Here is a 20,904-nt window from a genome sequence, read left to right as displayed (position 1 = left end):
GTAACAAACAACCAACAACTAGCAACATTTTAATATTTTACCGGAGGGTTTTCGCTGATGTTTTTTCTAGGCGAAGTCTCCAAACGATAAAAATTCCATGCATTTAGAAATCGTCACACCGGACAAAAAAGTATTTCAGGGTGAAGTATCCGAGGCCAGTTTTCCTGGTGCCAATGGATCATTTCAGGTGCTGAATAATCACGCTCCGATCGTTTCGGCTTTGGCAAAGGGAACTGTTTCCTTTACCACTCCTGACGGCAAGCAATCCATGATCGTGGATGGCGGAGTAGTGGAAGTAAAAGACAATGTGATCGTATTGCTAGCCGAGAAAGTAGTCGCTTAAGCAATTCATCCGAATATATAAAAAAGGTCTCCTGTGTGAATGGGAGACCTTTTTTGGTATAGCCACGATGAATTCAGAGAAAGTTCGAAGGGCTTGATGTCTAATTTCATGTTCTCGATAATTTAGTTTGAAGATTTTTTTTATGATTTGAAGATGATGACAAAAGAAACGTAAGGTAAGGCCCAATTAAATCAAAAAAAGGAAACCCTCAGGCTTCCTTTTTTTGATTATAATGAATTTCCGAATGTTTAACCACACTTGGAAGAACCACAGTCCTTACAGGTCAAGCAGCCTTCCTGATAGATCAAATTAACAGATTTGCATTGTTCACAAGCTTGTCCTTTAGCTTTCGTTCCGTCTTCAACGTAGCGCTTCACTGCTCGTACTACGCCATTTTTCCAAGTATTGATAGATTCGTTATCCAATTGCAAGCTGTTTATCAGATCTACAATCTTGTCGATCGGCATGCCATAGCGAAGTGTACTGGAGATCAATTTGGCGTAGTTCCAATACTCTGGATCAAACTTATGTGATAAGCCTTCGATAGTCGTCTTATAACCTCGTTGATTCTTGTACTGGAAGTCATATCGAGAGCTACCATCTTCATTTCTGTTTTTGATGATCACTCCTTTGTTTGCCCATCTAGGAATTAGGATGCCATCTTCGTCATCTGCCAGACCCGTGAATACTTCATAAGGTCTTCCATCAATCAGGCCTATGAATGCGATCCATTTTTCTTTGTTGTTTTGGAAGCGAACTACATCTGCTTCCAATATTTGAGGGCGTTTGGTAGGGAAAGGAGTGATCGAGTTTACTAGTTCTTCTTTTCCTTCTTCTTTTTTCTCCTCATTAGAAATCAAAACACCTGATCTCGATCCGTCTCTGTAGACGGTTACTCCTTTGCAGCCAGCTTCCCAAGCTTCCATGTATAATTGCCCTACCAGTTCTTCGGTAGCATCGTTTGGAAGATTGATCGTAACTGAGATGGAGTGATCGACCCACTTTTGCACGGCTCCCTGCATACTTACCTTACTCATCCAGTCCACATCATTGGAAGTAGCTAGGTAGTAAGGAGATCTTTTTACGATCTCGTCCAGTTCTGCTTGCGCAAAGTTTTTGGAAGAATCGATGCCGTTCACTTCCATCCATTGCTTAAATCTATGGTGGAAAACCACATATTCTTCCCAAGAATCACCTAGCTCATCTACGAAATCAATGCGGACATTTTTATCATTAGGGTTCACCTTTCTTCTACGCTTATATACAGGCATAAATACCGGTTCAATGCCAGAGGAAGTCTGAGTCATCAAACTGGTCGTACCTGTAGGTGCGATGGTAAGAAGCGCAATATTTCTTCTACCATATTCCAACATCTCATAGTAAAGCTTGTCATCTGCTTCTTTCAGGCGCTGGATGAAAGGATTGTTTTTTTCTCGCTCTGCATCGAAAATAGCAAATGCTCCTCTGTCTTTGGCAGTATAAACTGATGCTCTGTAGGCTTCAATAGCCAAAGTTTTGTGTACTTCCACAGAGAATTCATTTCCTTCTTTGCTTCCGTATCTGATTCCCAAGCCTGCTACCATGTCGCCTTCGGCAGTGATGCCTATACCTGTTCTACGGCCTTCATTTGCTTTCTTCTGGATATTCAGCCACAGATTACGTTCGGTAGCTTTTACCTCATCCTGCTCAGGATCCGCGTCTATTTTTGCTATGATCGCATCGATTTTTTCCAATTCTAGGTCGATGATATCATCCATGATGCGTTGTGCTGCATGAATATGCTTTTTGAATAGCTCAAAATTGAACTTTGCTTCTGGAGTAAAAGGATTTTCTACGTAAGAGAAAAGATTAATCGCTAATAGGCGGCAAGAATCGTAAGGACAAAGCGGTATCTCTCCACATGGGTTAGTAGAAACTGTCTTGTAGCCAAGATCTGCGTAGCAATCCGGTACAGACTCATTGATGATTGTATCCCAAAATAGAATTCCTGGTTCAGCGGATTTCCACGCGTTATGAACGATCTTTTCCCATATTCTCGTCGCTTCTATCGTCTTTGTGAATTTTGGGGTTTCGCTGAAAATTGGATATTTCTGAACATAGTCAGTATTTCCTTTCACGGCTTTCATGAACTGGTCATCTATTCTCACAGAGACATTTGCGCCAGTTACTTTTCCCTGCTCCAATTTGGCGTCGATGAAATCTTCAGAATCTGGATGATTGATAGAAACTGACAGCATAAGCGCGCCACGACGTCCGTCCTGAGCTACTTCTCTGGTAGAGTTGGAGTAACGCTCCATGAATGGAACAATGCCTGTAGAGGTAAGCGCTGAGTTTTTGACTGGAGAGCTTTTTGGGCGAATGTGCGAAAGGTCGTGACCTACGCCACCACGTCTCTTCATCAGTTGCACTTGCTCTTGATCTATTTTCATGATCCCTCCGTAGGAATCGGATTCACCGTTATTTCCTATTACAAAGCAATTGGAAAGTGAAGCTATTTGGTATGGATTTCCAATTCCCGCCATTGGGCTTCCTTGAGGCACTATGTATTTGAAATCCTTAATCAGGTCAAAAATCTCTGCTTCTGAAAGCGGATTTGGGTATCGTGCTTCAATTCTTGCCAGTTCTTTTGCAATTCTGGTATGCATGTCGTTTGGCGTCAATTCATACAGATTGCCTTCTGAGTCTTTCAGAGCGTATTTATTGATCCACACACGTGCTGCTAGGTCATCTCCTTTAAAATAGGCTTGTGAAGCTTCAAATGCTTCGTCTTGCGTGTAAGTTTTGGGCTGAACTTTAGATGTGATTTGTGTGCTCATATTCTGTTGGTTTAAAAATACGCGGATGCTGTATGAATACATGAAGTAAGCTAAAATTGGAATTTTAAAAAATGATTTTAATCTGCAAGTTTACAAGTAAAAAATGCAAACATTTAACTATCAATTGTTTGCATTTTTAATGGTAGTAAAAAGTTTACAAAATTTTTATTTTCGAATTCTTTAATTCAAAGTACCTTCAAGCGAAAAGTACGGCTATAGCTACTTGACCGTCAATAGTTTTGAAGCGAATAAGTGTAGCTGGATTTGGCCATATCTTAATTACCGGTAGATTTAAAACTATTCTATTAGATGAATAACCTCTTATATAGTAGATAATACAAAGAAGCTTCTCCTATCCTAAAAAATCAGCTCCGGCAAATTTGAAAAATTGCTTTTACTTTTAATTGCTCTCAATCACCTGTCCTTTTTCCCGATAGAGGTCTACCGGCCCATCTAGCAATACAGCCAAGACGGTAATGTCTTTATCATAAACATTGTCAGGAATATCAATGTACTTCATGCCTGGTACAGCATTCCAGTACATTTTACCTACTTCTCTCGCTTGTAGTTTGGTGCCATTTCCTACCACCCAAACCCGCTGAATCTTATTTTTCAGGCCTTTGATGGCAAGGGATTCATTCACTTTATAATCCAGGTAGCTATATAGTATTGTCTTGTCTGCAGAAAGTGTGGTTGGGGCATACACATGTCCATCTGGAATACCAGCTTGAGTTTCGTAGATGGCTGACTCATGCTTGGATGTCCAGCGTCCAAATTCATTCAAAATATTTTCAGCTTCTTCTGGAATAGTGCCATCAGGTTTAGGTCCAAAATCTAATAGAAGATTTCCTCCCATATGCAGGCAGTCTACAAAGATGCGGAGTAGCTCGCTTGGAGATTTGTATGTATGATCGTTGCCTTGATAGCCCCAGCTGTTGTTCATGGTCATACATAGCTCCCAAAATTCACTGCTAGGTCTAGTTACAGGCACTCCTTGCTCAGGGGTGTCATAGTCACCGTAGCCTGGTCCTAGTCTTGAGTTTATGATTAGGTTTTTATTATAGGTCAATAGTTTAGCTTTCAGCTCAGCACTTTTCCATTCTTCTGGCGTATGTTCCCAATCTCCATCAAACCAGTATAAGTCTGGGTTGTACTTGCTGGATAATTCTTCTAACTGCTTGAAATTGAAGTCTACAAACTTTTGGAAGCGTACTGGATCATTCTTATATCGGAAAGTCTCTCTTGTATTTCTGTCATAATCTGGGTGAGACCAGTCAAGGACAGAATAGTAGATTCCTTTTTTAATTCCTTCCTTTTCTAGAGCGTTCATGAGTGGGCCTACCAAATCTTTTCCTGCAGGAGATTTTTTGACGACAGAAAGATCGGAGGCCTTCGTATCCCATAGCGCTACTCCATCATGATGCTTGGCTGTAAGCACAGCATATTTTGCCCCATTTGATTTGATCAGTCTCGCCCACTTTTCAGGATCGTATTTGCTGGCTGTAAATCCCGAAAGCTGCTTCATGTAGTCTTCATAGCTGATGTAATCATTGAAAAAAGACCAAGATTCATCAATCCCATTCACTGAATAAATACCCCAGTGAATAAAAATACCCAGTTTGGCATCTTTAAACAATTCCATTTTCTCAGGATTTTCTTGGGAAAAACCTGAAATGGATTGGGTGAATAAAAGGATTAGGATGCCGAATGCTAGGAAATAGCTCTTGAGTGGATTACAGATGTTCACCTTGGATTAAATAAGATTCCTGAGATAATTAGGCAAATCACCCTACATGTCAAGCGGCTTGGAAAGACTTTATTGTGGGAGCTGTTATTGTTTTTACAATATTATCAATACCTTTGTGCCCACGAAAGGGGGTGTATAGATATGATCATAGTTAACGTAAAAGAGAACGAATCAATCGAGAAAGCGCTAAAGCGTTTCAAGAAGAAGTTTGATAAGACTGGTGCAGTCCGTGAACTTCGTGCGAGACAAGCTTTCACTAAGCCTTCCATTAAAAGAAGAGCACAAGTAATCAAGGCGGCTTACAAGCAGCATCTTCAAGAAGAAGCAGCGAAGTAATCAGTTTTGATCTTCCAATATCAAACGCACTTGCCATCAGGCAGGTGCGTTTTTTTTATGCCCTTTTGTGAATTTGATACGCATTACTTGTCATTTTTTACCCTAACTTATCTCCTGAGTTACGTGACATATGATCGATTCTTTCGTCAATTATTTAGAGTTTGAGAAAAAGGCCAGCCCGCATACGGTAGATGCGTATCGTCGGGACCTGACGCAATTCGAAGAATTTGTGGCCCTTTCTTTCGAATTAAATGAAATTTCTGAAGCCCAACATCCAGAGCTTCGGGCATGGGTAATCGATCTGGTAGATAGTGGTTTAAGTACTACATCGGTCAATCGTAAAATCGCCACTCTGAGATCTTATTACAAGTTTTTGCTTAGATCACGGATCATTTCTAAAGATCCAACGTATAAGTTAAAAGGTCTTAAAAACCCGAAGAAACTTCCCGAATTTGTACAGGAAGAGGCCATAAAATCCGTTTTAGATGAAAGCGTTTACGAGCCGACTTTCGAAGGACAGCGAGACAAGATGGTGTTGGAATTTCTTTACCTAACTGGAGTCAGACTTTCGGAGTTAATTGGATTGCAATGGTCAGACATTAATCTTATCGAGGATTCGGTGAAGGTGCTTGGGAAGAGAAAAAAGGAAAGAATAATTCCTATTACAAAAGGATTAAAACAGAATATTTTGCTGTACAAAAAAGTATTTGAGGAAAGGTTTTCAAAAGTAGGTCAAAGTGACTATTTTATTGTCAGCAATCAACAAAAGCAAAGTTACCCTATGATGATTTTTCGCATCGTCAGGCATTATCTGGATCTTTTTGCGCAGACTTCCAAGCGCAGCCCACATGTGCTGAGACATACTTTTGCTACTCACCTCCTCAACAAAGGTGCTGATCTGAATGCTGTCAAAGATTTGCTAGGTCATGCAAGTCTCGCCGCCACTCAGGTGTACACACACAATTCAATGGAAAAACTTAAGGCTGTGTTCGAGCAGGCACATCCGAAAGCATAATATAAATTATTTGTTCACCACTAAATGCAATTGAATATGAAACTGCAGATGCACTCCATCCACTTCGACGCCGATCAAAAATTGATCGATTTTATTCAAAAAAAAGCCGATAAGCTGGATACTTACTTTGATCAAATAATAGACGGGGAGGTTTTTTTAAGACTTGACAAAAATGACAACAATGCCAACAAAATCGTAGAAATCAAACTGAATGTGCCAGGGAAGCAGTTTTTTGCAAAGAATCAGGCTGATTCTTTCGAAGCAGCTTCTGATGATGCTATCGAAGGTCTAAGACGCCAAATTAAAAAATATAAAGAAAAAGTAGTCTTGGCTAAGCAGTAACAGCTCAGCATACCTAAATTTGAGGCATCTCTCGGGAATCGGGAGATGCCTTTTTGTTTTATACTCAGCAATGCAAAAGTCACCCAACTATACTTTATATTTTTGGCTCATTACCCTCGGGCTAGTTGTCTCTAAGATGCTATTCACATTTCGCCCCGAAATAAGTCTTTTCACTGAAGAGGCTCAGTACTGGCTCTGGTCTCAAAATATGGCTTGGCATTATTATTCTAAGCCGCCACTTGTCGCCGTACTGAATTACATTAGCACAGCTATTCTAGGTAATTCTGAGATTGGGGTCAGAATCAATGCGATTGTATTTGGAGTAGGTATTTCATGGGTGACATTTATTTTTGGGACTTATCTGTTCTCGAAGAAAGTTGGATTTTGGGCTTCTTTATTATTGCAGTCAATGCCACTGTGGTGGTTGGCCAGTACGTTTCACATGACAGATACTTCGCTTACTTTTTTCTGGATTTTAAGTGTTTACTTGGCTTATCGAGGTATCAGAGAGCAAAAGATGTCATGGTGGATTTTGGCGGGCTTGACTACAGCTTTTGGGCTGATGGCAAAAATGGTGATGATACTGGTATTCCCATTTTTGTTATTCTTTTTACTTTATACAAAGGAGTGGGCAATTCAGAAGAAGTACTTCCTGAGCTACATTTTGGTTAGTGCAATTGGTTTTCTACCCATGCTGATCTGGAACTGGCAAAATGGTTTTGATACCTTCAAACACCTGGCAGCTTTGAGTGGAGCAGGGGAAGGGGACTCAACACCTTTTGATGTAGGCAAAGTTGCTAAGCAATTCTTTGAATATTTAGGTGGGCAACTAGCGATGGTATCTGTTTTTTTATTGCCTCTTTTTGGAGGTTTTTTAGTAAAGATTAAGAAGTACAGAGACTCTAAATTTATCTATTTACTACTTCCAGCAGTTATGTCTTGGGCTGGATTTGCATTTTTGAGCTTGTTGACTTCAATTGAAGTGAATTGGCCGGTCTTCGCATATAGCAGTTTAGCAATTGTATTAGCAGCGTGGGTTTGTGAACAAAAAGGAGTCTGGATTAAGTTGAGGAATTGGGGAGTTGGACTAAGCATCTTTGTTCCTTTACTATTTTTGTTGCCTGATTTTACGTTCCTCAAAAGTATTGCTCCGATCAAAAAGGCTGAAAAGTCAGCTTTCAGAAGGATGTCTGGTTATCAGCCACTCGCAGATCGTGTCGCTTTCCTTCAGGATAGTCTCGGGGTGAAAGATGCTTATGTGTTCTCAGAGACGTATCACATGGCTTCAGAGCTTGCTTTTTATCTTCCTGGCAATCCTCAAACCTATATGGTGAATATGGGTTCTAGAAAGAACCAATTTGATCTTTGGCCAGGATTAGAGCAATTTGTCGGAAAAGAGCAGCAAGGAATTTTTGTCAGCTGGAACTATGAAGAGCCTGGAGAATTTGCAACTTTTCAGAAGTTGAGGTATGAGGAGCATTTTCAAGTCTTTTTTCAAGGAGAAAAACTCAGAGATGCTACGATTCAGGTTTGGGAGAATATGGAGAGATATGATCCCTATATTTCCGATACCTATTGATATTATTTAGCCTCCAGTAGATAGTATTTTTGTCCTTTTTCTTCCAACAGTTTATCAAACTCAGGTGATCCTGCGGCAAAAAGAAGATCCGGAATTGCTCTTGATGCCCAGTTTACAGATATCACTTGCTTGGCGTATCCAGAAGCATCGATGGAATCCAAGTATTTATCCTCAATGATTAGTCGATCGTACTTATGCAGCTCTTCTCTAAACTCATAACGAGGTAAGTCGATCATCTGGAAGTCAGTGCCAAGACCGATTCTAATCTTACTGCTCGTATGCAGATTCCCGATGAAACCAATTGCACCAGTTGGATCAATATTCTCCTTTGCTGCAAACTCTTTCACTTGCTGACCTTGATCTGGTAATGAAATCTGGTAAGTACCTGTTGAGATCAAAAAGAATAGTAGCATAAAACCATAAGCTATTGCTTTTGTAAGCTTTATACTTTTAACTGTAAGTCTTCCTAAGTAAAATAGAATAGGGAGAGCTAACCCGAATTGAATCCAAATAAGGAAAGATGCACCTAAGTTAAAATTTAGCCAAAGGCTAAAAAGGAATACAATTGAGTTCAGTATAAGAAAGAACCAACTGGCGATTTTTAAACCAGTTCTTCTACTTTCATAGTCTGCTTTCACCAGAACCCAAGCTAGTAAAATAGCCAAAACCGGAGCTACAGGGAGTAAATAGCGCTCATAGAATTTGCTGGTCATAGCGCCCATACCGAGAATTGCTATGCCCCAGAGTATCGCAAACCAGAAAAATACGGGATCTTCTTTTCTTGCATTTATGATTGATTTTTTAGCTTTTGTAAAGCCAAAAAGAACCCAAGGAAGAAAGATCAAAATAAGGATTCCAAGTGCCAGAAAGCCATTTTGGACGATAAGAAGATAGCGTGAAGCCACACGGGTACCGACTTGGTCCTCTAGAAAACTATCTAGATAAGTTGGTCCGTGGATTTTCCACATGGCTGCAAACCAAAATAAGCCAATAAAGACGCTGACTAAAATGGAAGGGAAATGAAAAATCGTTTTGAAGGAGATTTTTTTCCAAGGATTGAAAAGTAAGTAAATCAAACCAATGCCGCCTAAAGCTGCTGCTGGAAGGCCTTTCACTTCAAATGCAAATGCCAAGCTGATATAAAGAATCCACAGGTACTTTTTCGGAGTAGCATCTCCAAATCTGATCAAACCAGCAAACCCCACAGCACTTGCAGTCATCGTCAAAACCAATAACACATCTGGAATGGATCGTGTCGCACTGAATATTAAAACTGGGTTGGAAGCTATGATCAAAGCCGAAAGTCCAGAGATTCTCTTGTCCTCAAATAAAACTCTTGCAGTCCAATACGTGAATCCTATTGTCAATGCTCCCGCGAGCAAAAAGAAAAATCTGGAAGCAAATGGAGTAACTCCAAAAAGCTTAAACCCAGCAAGTACTGTCCAGTAGGTTCCTATGGGTTTTTTGAATCTTAGTTCGCCACTCCCTAGGTAAGTAGTCAAATAGTCACCGGTTTGTAGCATTTTGACTGCCGCATCAGTGTAATACATCTCATCGGGGTAATGCATATGAAAGCCCAATGCAAAGGGACCAACCAGAATGGCAAATGCAATCATGATTACCCATGGGTTGATTTGAGGATTTTCGGAGGCGGCTAAGGACATGCCGCAAAGATAAGCCGATTGAACTTTGTCACACCAAATTTTCGTTCGCTTGCCAAAGCCATTCGTAGCTTTTTTGTCCTAGGAACTATTTTACTGTATTTTTGACAAAATTTTATAGCATGTCCAAGCCACTTATTTCTATAGTAATCACTGTTTATAACGAAGAGGATAATATCCAGCCTCTTCTGGAAGCTACTTATTCTGCTTTAGAAGAGATTGATTACGAAGTGATTTTAATTGAAGATGGCTCTACTGATAGGACTGTAGCAGAGGTGAAAAAGTATGCTAACAGCCGAACCAAGCTGATTATTTTTAATAGAAATTTCGGACAGACTACTGCATTAGCTGCAGGCATTGACATGGCTATTGGTGAATACATTGCTACCATGGACGGCGATCTGCAGAATGACCCAACTGATATTCCAGTGATGCTGAAAAAGGCTATGGAAGAGGAATGGGATGTGGTCGCTGGTCGCAGAGCAAATCGAAAAGATGGATTTGTGCTTCGAAAAATACCAAGTAAAATTGCCAACTGGGTGATCAGAAACACGACCAAAGTATATCTCAAAGATTACGGTTGTACCCTAAGAGTTTATAAAGCTGAGATCGCTCAGGGCATGGGTTTGTATGGAGAATTACATCGTTTTATTCCTGTTTTGGCAAAACAGCAAGGAGCCAAAATGACCGAAATGGATGTGAAGCATCATCCACGAATTCACGGGGAGTCCAAGTATGGATTGAGCCGTACATTCAAAGTAATGTCGGATTTGATTCTGATGTTGTTTTTTCAAAAGTACTTTCAGCGCCCAATTCACTTGTTTGGAGGTATAGGTATCATCTCGTTTATGATAGGTTTTTTGATCAACATTTACTTGCTCATCCTCAAAGTAATGGGCGAGGATATTTGGGGTAGGCCAATTATGATCTTGGGCTTTATCTTGGTGCTTGGTGGAATTCAGTTTATCACCACAGGTATAATCGCCGAAATAATTGTACGTACCTATTTCGAATCTCAGGATAAGAAGACTTATACCATTAAATCTGTCTATCAAGGAGTATTGGAGCCAGCTGCTGGAATTCAGTAAGAAATAGACAAGGTTTAGTGCGTTACCAAACATCAATTGAATTTTGGCGAAAACAGGGAGTTCTCTTAAGAAGAAAGTATCGACTGCTTTAAAACTGGTGTTAACCGGTTTGGCGCTCTTTCTGGTTTTTCGAAAAATTGATACTAATCAACTGTGGCAGATTGTCCAGACGATTCATTGGTTTTGGCTAATACCTGCACTTCTACTATTTGTGCTCAGTAAAGTATTCACTGCCTTCCGACTTAATTTATATTTCAAAAATATAGGATTGGCGATTTCCGAAAAGCTAAATTTAAGGCTTTATCTAATCGGAATGTTTTATAATCTCTTTCTGCCGGGAGGGATTGGCGGTGACGGATACAAAGTCTATTTGCTTAATAAACATTATCAAACCTCAGTTAAGGAGCTTGTTCAAGCTGCCTTACTTGATCGATTAGGAGGCTTGGTGGCAATTATTTTGCTGCTGCTTCTGATGGTTCTTCCTGTAGATTTGACTTTGCCTTTTGCTTCGGATATTCCTTTGGAGTTATTAATCGGAATAGCAGCGGTATTGGTTCTCCCAGCCTTTTGGTTGATACAAAAGCTACTGTTTAAAAAGTTTCTTCCTTCATTTTGGAAGGCAAATGCCTGGTCGCTGTTGGGTCAGTTAGCACAGTTAGTAAGTGCTTTTTTCATATTAAGAGCTCTTGGAGTAACTGAGAGTATACTTGCGTATCAATTGGTTTTCCTTCTATCGTCGATAGTGGCTGTTTTGCCATTGACTATAGGTGGAGTAGGGGCTAGAGAACTTGTTTTCGTCTATGCTCATACCTACGCAGGAATCGATGAAGCCACCGCGGTAGCTTTCAGTCTTATATTCTTTTTGATCACAGCATTGGTTTCACTTGTAGGTGCCGGGGTGAAGGTTGATTTTGATGAAAGTGCATTGAGGCACTGATTTCAATAAATAATAAGGATTGCTTTGGCGACTCAATAGGAAAAGTTGGAACTCGATTTATAGAGTTAATTACCTTGTCTTTTCAAACAAAGCCTTTTAATGCGTGATGTAAATCTCGCTTGGTAATCAAACCTCCTTTTCTCCAGAGGATTTTTCCTTTTTTAAAAAGGATGTAATTGGGGATTGAACGTACAGCAAACTGCTGAGCCATTTGAGGGCTTTTGTCGATGTTGATTTTGAGGAGCTTTACTTTTCCTCCAAGCTCATTTAGCACTTCATCGATAATTGGATTCATTGTCTGACATGGCCCGCACCAGTCCGCATAAAAATCTACCAAGACAGCATCTTGGCTTTTGCTGATTACATCTTTTGGATTACGCTTTGGCATAGTTGAAGTAAGCTGATATTAATTTAAGCAATGATGAGGAATTCTCCGATTAACGAGTGGGGAAAGACAGTAGGTCGAGTTGCATTATCTTATACTATTGCATTGCGATTAGTTGTAATCCCAGTTTAGTATAGAAGTAGGGCTGTTGTCGGAACTGTGACCTTCAGGTTAGAATAAGTAATAACAAAAAAAGCCGCTAATTCGAATTAGATCGAACTAGCGGCTTCTCGATAACTAGTGGTTAATTAATTAGTTGCTGTTGGAGCAACTGGCATTTTAAGACCCAACTTAGCCAATACAAGCTCAGTAAATTTATCTTCTTCTTTAGTGTAAAGTAAGATAGGAGCTTGACCAGCAGATTCAGCGAAAATATGAGTGTAATTGTTTTCAGCAGCTACTGAGTTGATCGCATTGACCACTTTAGTTTGAACTGGTGCTAAAAGCTCTCCCAGTTTTCTTTGGTAGCTTGTCTGAGCATCTTGCTCATATTTTTGTAAAGTACCTTGCAGAGCCGTTAATTCCTGCTCTTTAGCAGCTCTAGCTTGCTCAGTCATTGTCTGAGATGCTTGCTGATAAGTCTGTACTTGACGCTGAAAATCTTCAGCTTTGGTTTGAATGTTAGTTTGAAGCTGAGTTTCGTAATCTTTGATATCAGCTCCGATTTGCTCCATTTCTGGCATCAAATCCATGATAAATTCCACATTGGTGTAACCAATTTTTACATCTTGTGCCTGAGCCACGAATCCTACGCAAAGCAAGGCTACTGCGGAAAGGATAACTTTTACTTTCATCATTCTGTGTTTCTATTTATTTGTTTTCTTCGATTCCTAATTCTTCCAAGACGAACTCGGAGTAATCATGTCTGGGGTCTGTATAGATAATAGCCGATGGTTCGGCTGCTTTATCAAATAGTATAGCCAGATTATTTTTCCGGGATACCCGTTCAATAGCGTCATACATTTTGGATTGTAAAGGCTGCATTAATTCCGCTTGTTTTTGGAAGTACTGCCCGTTTATTCCGAAAATCCGACTATTGAATTCATGAGATTCTTTTTGTTTCAATTTAATGCCTTCCAGCCGTTGCTGGTACATTTCCTCTGTGAGGAGGACTTCCTCTGCTTTTAACTGAACAGAAAGATCTTTGATCTCTTTATCCAAATTTTGTGCCTCTTTCTTCCATTCGGAGCTAATGTTCTCGAGCTCTTGCTGAATAATTTTGTAGTCTGGATGCTTATTTAGAATATATTCTGAATCAATGTATCCCATCTTTTGGGCTGCCAATGGTGCTGCTTGTAGCACTATGAGCAGCAAAAATACAATTTTCAGTGATTTATTCATGAGTTTGGGAAGTTAACAATGACTCTATTTCTTAACATTCTTAGAGTATCAATTTTTGCATAAATTAACTATTCGCCGCACTAAATCCATACTTATCTTATTTGCTGACCTATAGTGAAGTGAAATTGTGAGCCACTTCGCTGGGTTGTACCTGGTATGGCGTCAAATCCATATCCCCAATCAATACCCAATAGTCCAAATGCTGGCATAAAGATTCTCGCTCCTGCTCCCGCTGATTTATTCAAATCGTATGGATTGAAATCTTTATAGGAACCCCAGTTATTTCCTGCCTCTGCAAATGCTAGTACAAAGATCGTTGCTGAAGGATTTGGAGAGACTAGGTATCTCACTTCCATTACATACTTATTATATACTATTCCTCCGTATGGCTCTGGATTGGCTGTTCCTCGGCTGGCTCTACCTGGCGTGATAGATTGATTTTCATATCCACGTAGACCGATGATTTCTTGGCCTAATGCAAAGTTGTTCATAGACATACCGTCTCCACCCATTACAAATCTCTCCAATGGAATAACTCCGAGCTTAGAGCTATAAGAACCTAAGAAACCCATGTGAGCTCGTGCACTTGCTACCAATTTGGTTGAGCCAAATAATGGGGTATAAATTGATGCATCAAACATCCATTTGTGGTATTCCAACCACTTGTATTTTTCTTGGTCTGTTGACTCATCATCTATATTCTTGTTCAAAGAGGAATATGGAGGAGTAAAGGCTCCTGACAAAATAATGTTTGATCCGAATCTTGGATAGGTTGGATTGTCTAGGTTGTATCTAGCAATCGTAGTATTCAATGTAATACTGTTGGACGTTCCTGTAGGATAACTTAAGCCGAATGAGGTGCCGAACTGATCAAACTCATAAACTTGAAACTGCAGGGAGTTACTGATGCTAAAGTTATCGTCAGGCCAAGTCACACGCTTAGCAAGCCCTAGAGTTACTCCTGTAATTTTGAAATAGCCTAGCTCTGCACCAAAACTAGCTTGGTTGTAGAAGTCAACCTGACGCTGTACAGAGTGATTGAATGAGAAACTCAAAGCATTTGGCTTCTTGCCTCCAAACCATGGTTCGGTCAAGGATACTGAGTAGTTCTGGAATGAACGACCGTTAGCTTGTACTCTTAGTGAAAGCTTCTGTCCATCACCTACAGGGAGTGGATCCCACTTGGAGAAGTCTTTGATGTTTCGGATAGAGAAGTTGTTGAATGAAAGGCCGACTGTTCCTACGAAACCATAGAATCCTCCCCAGCCTCCTGAAAGCTCAATTTGGTCATTTGGTCTTTCTTCTAGCTCAAAAGTAATATCTACTGTTGCTGCTTCGAAGTTTGGGCGCAGATCCGGATTGATTTTCTCAGGGTCAAAATACCCAAGAGTAGATAGTTCACGAATCGTACGGACTAGGAGCTCTCTGTTGAATTTCTGACCTGGAAGGATACGTATTTCACGCATTACTACGTGATCAGAGGTTCTTTCATTCCCTTTGATATTGACACTATTCACAGTTACCTGAGGGCCTTCAAAAATTCTCATTTCCAAGTCAATGGAATCTCCTGCAACATTTACTTCTACAGGATCTATAGAGAAGAAGAGGTACCCATCATTTTGGTATAAGGAACTAACGTCATCACCTTTTGTAGGGTCATAGTTTAGCCTCTTATCTAGACGCTCTTTATCGTAAACATCACCTCTTTGGATACCAAGCTTAGCAAGTAGGACTTCGTCAGGATGGATAAAGTTTCCATTAAAAGTGATATTTCTATAGTAATACTTTTGACCTTCTTCCAGAGCTATATCAATGTTGATTTTATCCTGTCCAAAGTTATATACTGAATCGGCAACGATCTTGGCATCTCTAAACCCTTTACTTTGATAGAAATTAATCACGTTGTCTTTGTCATTCCTGTATTCTTTTGGAATGTACTTGGAACCGTTGAAGAAGTTCAGTTTAAAGTTCTTATTGATGTAGTCTTTTACATCTTCGTTGGATACAGAGTCCGTGTGCAGGATGGTGTTCTTAATGTCTGAAGCAGACGCATCGCTTATACGGGAATAGCCGTCTTTGAAAACGCTAACCCTTGCATGTTCCTTAGTCTTCTTTAGCTTCTTTTTCAGTTTAGAGTCAGTGACTTCTTGATTGCCATAGAATTCGATGGCATTGATTCTGACTTTAGAGTTTTGCTCTACATCAAAGATCAATTTCACCGAGTTTGGTAAGGTTGTGTCTCTTTCCTGTCTGATTTTTACGTCAGCATTCATAAAGCCTTTATCAAGGTAATATTTCTCAATACTTCTTTTGGCGTTATTCAGTACATCGTCCCTTACTACACGTCCTCGGATATTTACTTTGTCACGAAGTTCACTTTCCTGGGTTTTGTTCATGCCGGTAAATTCTACGCGGGAGAACCTAGGTCTTTCTGTTAAGTCAAGAAGTAGGGAAATATCTTCTCCTTCAATTTTGGTGACCAAAATTTTGACATCTCCGATGATACCTTGTCCCCAAAGCTTTTTCAAAGCATTGGAAATTGCGTCTCCGGGTACTTCAATTTTATCATCCACTTTCAATCCCGAGAGGGATAGAATGGCGATTTCATCCAAAGTAGTTAGACCTACAGCTTTTATTTCTGCGATTCTAAAGGTTTGGGGCTTAGCATAATTCAGCTCCAAAATATCGATTGGCTTGCTTGAGGCATAGCGACTTTGGCCCAAACGTATTTGCGCCATTGCTGAACTTGCCCAAACCAGACAAAACAGAATCAGTAAACTTCTTTTCATCAATTACTTAAGATTTAACTTGCTCACCTGTTTTTCCAAATCTCCGTTCACGCTTTTGGTAATCGGAGATTGCAGCATCTAGGTGTTCTCTTCTAAAATCTGGCCATAGCACGGGAGTAAAATACATTTCCGTGTAGGCCAATTGCCATAGCAGAAAATTGCTTAGTCTGTGTTCGCCACTGGTTCTGATCATGAGTTCAGGATCAGGTATGCCAGCAGTTTCCAGATGATTTGCCATCACATCTTCTGTGATTTCATCCACTTTCAATTTTCCTTCTGAGATTTTTTGAGCAATGCGTTTAGCTGCTTGAGTGAGTTCCCACTTACCACTATAGCTGAGTGCTAAGATTACAGTGAGACCAGTGTTTTTGGAGGTGGTGTTTTTTGCCTCCATTAGTTTTTCGTAGGCAGATTTAGGAAGACTATCCACATCACCAATACTCTCTAATTGGATGTTGTTTTTCATCATCATAGGGACTTCATCGGTAATAGTTTTTACCAGAAGTTCCATGAGTCCGTTGACTTCTTCCTGAGGTCTTGACCAGTTTTCTGTGGAGAATGAAAATAGAGTTAGGTATTTAACACCTAAATTATCAGCCCCTTCTATAGAGTCTTTAACAGCCTTAATTGCATGTCGGTGCCCAAATATTCTCATGGCACCTTTCTTCTTGGCCCAGCGTCCATTGCCGTCCATGATAATTGCAATATGTCGGGGGATTCTGTTAGGGTCTAATGCGCTCTTCATTCCAGTCGTTTCCGAATGCTTACTTTTTTTGGAGGTACAAAAATGGTATTTCTTTTCCAATAATCAGCCCTAAGGGTCAATTAATTAATAGGCATAGCATTTTGTAGTCGCAAATGTATAGCTGATTGTGACTCCCAAAAAGTAGTACCAATCCTTGTCATAGACATTCCCAAAATTGATTCCATAGGGTTCTCCTGGATTGATTGGATCCTGGAATTTAGGGATAACAGGTTCTTTACTATCAATCTTATCTAGGTAATCAGTGAAGGTAGGTCTAAAGCCTAATTCTGTGGCTAAGGTCCAACGTTCGTTGAGTTGATACTTAACTCCTCCTCCAAATGGAATGACAACCGTACCCAAACTATATCTTGAAGATACATTATATGCGAAGGTATTTCCTTTTGCAAAAGCATAAGTATATCCTATCCCAAAGAATGCGTAGGGTGAAAATCTGAATTCGGAATTACCAGCCAAATAGTCTAGGAAATTGAATTCCATCACAGCTGATGCCTCGATAATTCCTGCTCTAAATCTTGCATCTCTAGCCTCTGCCAATTGGTCTATTGGTTTAATACTGTCAGCTCCATTTAGCATAGCTATACTTCCTGCCACTCGCAGCGTCCACACATTATCAAAATTTCTCTTGCCAAACAACGTGCCTTGAGGTCCAATTTGACCCGGGTCAATTTTTCTGATGATATCACCTGAATAAGCGGCGACACCTAAACCACCTCCTATTTCGTACTTCTGAGCTTGTATCTCTCCAGTAATACCGAGAAAAACTAAAAACAGAATTAGTAAGTGATTGTAAATGTGAAAATTGACCTTTTTCAAGACGATGCAAGTTATGAAGTACCTAACGTTTAAAAAACGCATCTTTGTATTTAACGGGTTAATAATTGTTAAGCTCAAGTTTGGTTTTTTTACTGCTATTTATGTCTATTAATTCCTCATGTCAAACCCCCAATTAAGCTTTTGCCTTAATGTATCGAAGAAATGATAGTGCGGTAGCTTTACCAATTTAGCGGAAAACTTTTCCTTTTTGACACTCAACTTCATCTCTGAAGAAATAGAAGTAGAACGCGAATCTAATGAAATCAGGAATTTTTCTGACCTTCCTTCTATTTCAAAACTGATTTCACTTTCATCTGATACGATTATTGGGCGCACGTTTAGGTTGTGAGGACTTACTGGTGTGATGACCAGGTTTTTGGCTTCTGGTGAGATCAAAGGCCCTCCGCAACTTAACGAATAGCCGGTAGATCCGGTAGGCGTAGAGACAATTAATCCATCCGCCCAATAGCTGTTGAGGTATTTTCCATCGATATAGGTATGAACAGTGATCATTGATGAGGTGTCACGTTTATGTATGGTGAATTCGTTAAGTCCGAAATTCAAACCATTAAATAGCTTCCTATGACTTTGAAGTGAGATCAAGGTTCTTGATTCTATTTGATAATTGTGATTAGCCAAGTCTGCTATAGAATCAGAAATCTTTTCTGTTGCCACAGTAGCCAGAAAGCCAAGCCTTCCGGTATTGAGCCCTAGAATTGGGATTTCCAGATCACCTACCTGGCACACAGCATCCAGTAAGGTGCCATCTCCGCCTATAGATATCACAAAGTCCATGGAGGCCATATCCTCACGGCTTTCCAGTACCCAGTAGGACAGGGATTTTTTGCCATGCTTTCGAAGTTGCTTGTCAAACTGCTCCGTGACGAATATTTCGAATTGATGGTTAGTAAGTTCGTTGAAAAGTGACTGTACGTCTGAAAACAATTCTGCTTTCAGAGCCAAGCCATGAAGAGCGACTTTCATGGCTTAAATATCTAAAAATCTTAACAAATTACCGATTCTGTCCTCTTCGCTAGTCACGCCAGATTCTTCTTGATAGTGATCTATGATTTTATATCCGAATCGCTCGAGCGTTGCTTTAATGTGTCTCAGTTCGGTTTGATCAAGCTTCAAAGTGAGTTTGATCTTAGTATCATCCAAGGGATCAGTTGTGATAAATGAACTTAGAACTTTGGCATTTTCTGATTCGATGATTCTTGAGATCTCAGATAAACTATAATCAGTCATACTAAGAGAGAGAATCACTACACTTCCCTGTGATTTTATAGAGAGACTATCGGCAAAAGCAGCAATGGAATCCTCCATAGTTACGATTCCCAAATAATTTGATTCCCTGTCTAGAACTGCTACAATATTTGAATTTTGCTCTGAGCTGACTCTCAGTACATCGTAAATGTGTTTATCTGAAAAAACCCAACAATCCGGATTTGAAGGTTCTATATCGGCAATTAAGGCCTCGGGATCATTCACTTCAAAAATCCTTTCCTCTTTTATCAATCCTAAAAAAACTCCTTTGTCAATAACTGGAAGTACGTCAGTTCTGATTTCTTCCATCCATGCTAAGGCCATTCCGGTTTTATCGGAAAGCTTCAGAGGTGGGATCAGATTATTGATGTATTCGTATGCGTGCATAAGAGAAAGATAGGGAATGAATTTAGATTTCAAAACGTGACTCAGTCTATTCTTGTTCCTTTTGGGGGAAATAAGTAGGGAATTAATTCCTGTTTAGAGGAAGAAGCTATTGTAAATAATCCCTAAAACCACCCCGCCCGCAATGATAACAGGGGATGAAATTTTTGTAAACTGAAGCAAAATATAGGTGGCTAGAATAAATAGAATATTCAATCCATTTGCTTCAAGTGGCTCAAAAAGCAAATAGGCTGCTGCAATTAACATCCCGCATGATACGGCGTTTATTCCCTCTAAAGCTGCTCTAACGGGGCGGTATTTTTTCAGTTGATCCCAAAACCTAATCACAAAGAATATGAGGAAGATTCCAGGTAAGAATATTCCTGCTGCTGCTATAAATCCACCAATAAAAAAACCTGCCGTTCCAAATTCCTTCATGGAAAGTGCTCCTACATAAGATGATATGCTGAATGTAGGACCGGGTATGCCTTGAGAAATCGCATATCCTGTCAGGAATTCTTCCGAAGTCAGGAAATGTTTGAAGTCTACAAACTCGGTATATAGGTACGGGACAAGTACTTGGCCGCCACCGAAGATCAGACTTCCATTTCGATAGAAGTTCTCGAAAAGAATGATAGGTTGATATTTGGTGACCGCACCCAGTACTGCAGCCAATATTAACACTCCACCCCAAAGGTAAAAGTTAGACCATTCGATTATAAGGGGTGCATCTTTCTCCAGTTTAGGTTGCTGCTTATATTTGATAGAGGTACTCAAGCCTCCTATAGTCAATAAGACAGGGAAGATATAGGGTGAACTATAGAAGAATGATACAAATGCCGAAATCAGCACCAGCACCATGGCTTCGGTAGTCTTAATTGTCTTTCCAATTATCTTTTGCGCAGCAAAAATGATAAAACCAATTGCCATAGGCTGGATAAACCTCGCAAAATCCAATGCCCCAGGAGTATTTTCCTGAAGAAAGAAAATGAGCATTGCCGCAAAAATCATGAGTAAAGTAGCGGGCAAAATCCAGACAATGAGGGCAAGGTAGGCTAAGTTTGGGCCACCCACTCGGTAAGCGATGGCACATACTAGCTGAGTGGAAGATGGGCCGGGGAGCATGTTGCAAAGTGCATTCAGCTCCCATAGCTCATCTTCCTGAATATAGGCACGCCTTGTCACCATCCGCTCTAATAGCATGGCAAGAAATGCTTGCGGACCACCAAATGCAGTAAGTGAAAGCGTAATTGTGTCTTTCAGAAATAGATAATATCGGACCTGCTTTACCGACAT

Annotated in this window: 19 protein-coding genes; 7 read left to right on the top strand and 12 right to left on the bottom strand. The window is 40.1% G+C overall.

The features are described from left to right. Positions 1–97: 97 nt before the first annotated feature. Positions 98–343: an ATP synthase F1 subunit epsilon gene (gene atpC / locus ESV85_RS08655; protein ID WP_146916634.1), complete on the top strand. Its 246-nt coding sequence runs from the start codon at positions 98–100 to the stop codon at positions 341–343. 248 nt (positions 344–591) lie between these two features. Here the strand turns inward: atpC and ESV85_RS08650 are convergent, their stop codons facing one another. Further along, positions 592–3,159: an adenosylcobalamin-dependent ribonucleoside-diphosphate reductase gene (locus ESV85_RS08650; RefSeq protein WP_146916632.1), complete on the bottom strand. Its 2,568-nt coding sequence runs from the start codon at positions 3,157–3,159 to the stop codon at positions 592–594. Positions 3,160–3,559: 400 nt separating this feature from the next. Next, positions 3,560–4,801 (bottom strand): alpha-L-fucosidase, encoded by a 1,242-nt coding sequence (locus ESV85_RS08645; protein ID WP_223275947.1) that lies wholly within the window; start codon positions 4,799–4,801, stop codon positions 3,560–3,562. A 246-nt stretch (positions 4,802–5,047) separates the two neighbouring features. Here ESV85_RS08645 and rpsU point away from each other — a divergent pair, with 246 nt between their 5' ends. From rpsU to ESV85_RS08625, 4 genes are all read left to right on the top strand, one after another. Continuing rightward, positions 5,048–5,242 (top strand): 30S ribosomal protein S21, encoded by a 195-nt coding sequence (rpsU, locus tag ESV85_RS08640; protein ID WP_057940466.1) that lies wholly within the window; start codon positions 5,048–5,050, stop codon positions 5,240–5,242. A gap of 130 nt (positions 5,243–5,372) precedes the next feature. Continuing rightward, positions 5,373–6,257 carry a tyrosine-type recombinase/integrase gene (locus ESV85_RS08635; protein WP_146916630.1) on the top strand — a complete coding sequence of 295 codons (885 nt, stop codon included), beginning with the start codon at positions 5,373–5,375 and terminating at the stop codon, positions 6,255–6,257. Between the two features lie 36 nt (positions 6,258–6,293). Continuing rightward, entirely contained in the window at positions 6,294–6,599 is a 306-nt protein-coding gene (gene hpf, locus ESV85_RS08630) for a ribosome hibernation-promoting factor, HPF/YfiA family (protein WP_092894945.1), read from the top strand. 136 nt (positions 6,600–6,735) lie between these two features. Next, the gene (locus tag ESV85_RS08625) at positions 6,736–8,178 is read left to right on the top strand and encodes an ArnT family glycosyltransferase (protein WP_223275946.1); all 1,443 of its coding nucleotides are present in this window, start codon (positions 6,736–6,738) and stop codon (positions 8,176–8,178) included. Between the two features lie 2 nt (positions 8,179–8,180). On the opposite strand, the gene ESV85_RS08620 is transcribed toward ESV85_RS08625, so the two are convergent. Continuing rightward, positions 8,181–9,842 (bottom strand): ArnT family glycosyltransferase, encoded by a 1,662-nt coding sequence (locus tag ESV85_RS08620; RefSeq protein WP_146916626.1) that lies wholly within the window; start codon positions 9,840–9,842, stop codon positions 8,181–8,183. 119 nt (positions 9,843–9,961) lie between these two features. Between ESV85_RS08620 and ESV85_RS08615 the strand changes: the two genes are divergently transcribed. Both ESV85_RS08615 and ESV85_RS08610 read left to right on the top strand, forming a co-directional pair. Beyond that, positions 9,962–10,927 (top strand): glycosyltransferase family 2 protein, encoded by a 966-nt coding sequence (locus tag ESV85_RS08615; protein WP_146916624.1) that lies wholly within the window; start codon positions 9,962–9,964, stop codon positions 10,925–10,927. Positions 10,928–10,970: 43 nt separating this feature from the next. After that, positions 10,971–11,864 carry a lysylphosphatidylglycerol synthase transmembrane domain-containing protein gene (locus tag ESV85_RS08610; protein WP_146916622.1) on the top strand — a complete coding sequence of 298 codons (894 nt, stop codon included), beginning with the start codon at positions 10,971–10,973 and terminating at the stop codon, positions 11,862–11,864. A gap of 82 nt (positions 11,865–11,946) precedes the next feature. On the opposite strand, the gene trxA is transcribed toward ESV85_RS08610, so the two are convergent. From trxA to chrA, 9 genes are all read right to left on the bottom strand, one after another. Continuing rightward, the gene (gene trxA, locus ESV85_RS08605; RefSeq protein WP_092894876.1) at positions 11,947–12,252 is read right to left on the bottom strand and encodes a thioredoxin; all 306 of its coding nucleotides are present in this window, start codon (positions 12,250–12,252) and stop codon (positions 11,947–11,949) included. 245 nt (positions 12,253–12,497) lie between these two features. After that, positions 12,498–13,046: an OmpH family outer membrane protein gene (locus ESV85_RS08600; protein WP_146916620.1), complete on the bottom strand. Its 549-nt coding sequence runs from the start codon at positions 13,044–13,046 to the stop codon at positions 12,498–12,500. Between the two features lie 13 nt (positions 13,047–13,059). Beyond that, entirely contained in the window at positions 13,060–13,590 is a 531-nt protein-coding gene (locus ESV85_RS08595) for an OmpH family outer membrane protein (protein WP_146916619.1), read from the bottom strand. A gap of 92 nt (positions 13,591–13,682) precedes the next feature. Beyond that, positions 13,683–16,379, bottom strand: a complete 2,697-nt coding sequence (locus ESV85_RS08590; protein WP_146916617.1) for an outer membrane protein assembly factor — start codon at positions 16,377–16,379, stop codon at positions 13,683–13,685. A gap of 7 nt (positions 16,380–16,386) precedes the next feature. Next, positions 16,387–17,124, bottom strand: a complete 738-nt coding sequence (locus tag ESV85_RS08585) for an isoprenyl transferase (protein WP_146916615.1) — start codon at positions 17,122–17,124, stop codon at positions 16,387–16,389. An 84-nt stretch (positions 17,125–17,208) separates the two neighbouring features. After that, positions 17,209–17,958 (bottom strand): DUF6089 family protein, encoded by a 750-nt coding sequence (locus ESV85_RS08580; RefSeq protein ID WP_146916613.1) that lies wholly within the window; start codon positions 17,956–17,958, stop codon positions 17,209–17,211. A 108-nt stretch (positions 17,959–18,066) separates the two neighbouring features. Next, a complete protein-coding gene (locus tag ESV85_RS08575) occupies positions 18,067–18,942 on the bottom strand; it encodes an NAD kinase (protein WP_146916611.1) in 876 nt (291 codons plus the stop codon). A gap of 3 nt (positions 18,943–18,945) precedes the next feature. Beyond that, entirely contained in the window at positions 18,946–19,611 is a 666-nt protein-coding gene (locus ESV85_RS08570) for a CBS domain-containing protein (protein WP_146916610.1), read from the bottom strand. A gap of 93 nt (positions 19,612–19,704) precedes the next feature. Next, positions 19,705–20,904, bottom strand: a complete 1,200-nt coding sequence (gene chrA / locus ESV85_RS08565) for a chromate efflux transporter (RefSeq protein ID WP_146916608.1) — start codon at positions 20,902–20,904, stop codon at positions 19,705–19,707.

Origin of the sequence: Algoriphagus aquimarinus (genome assembly GCF_007997215.1) — a bacterium.
GTDB lineage: Bacteria > Bacteroidota > Bacteroidia > Cytophagales > Cyclobacteriaceae > Algoriphagus > Algoriphagus aquimarinus_A.
The sequence above is the reverse complement of the archived record's forward strand: the minus strand, read 5'-3'. Positions and strand labels throughout refer to the sequence as shown.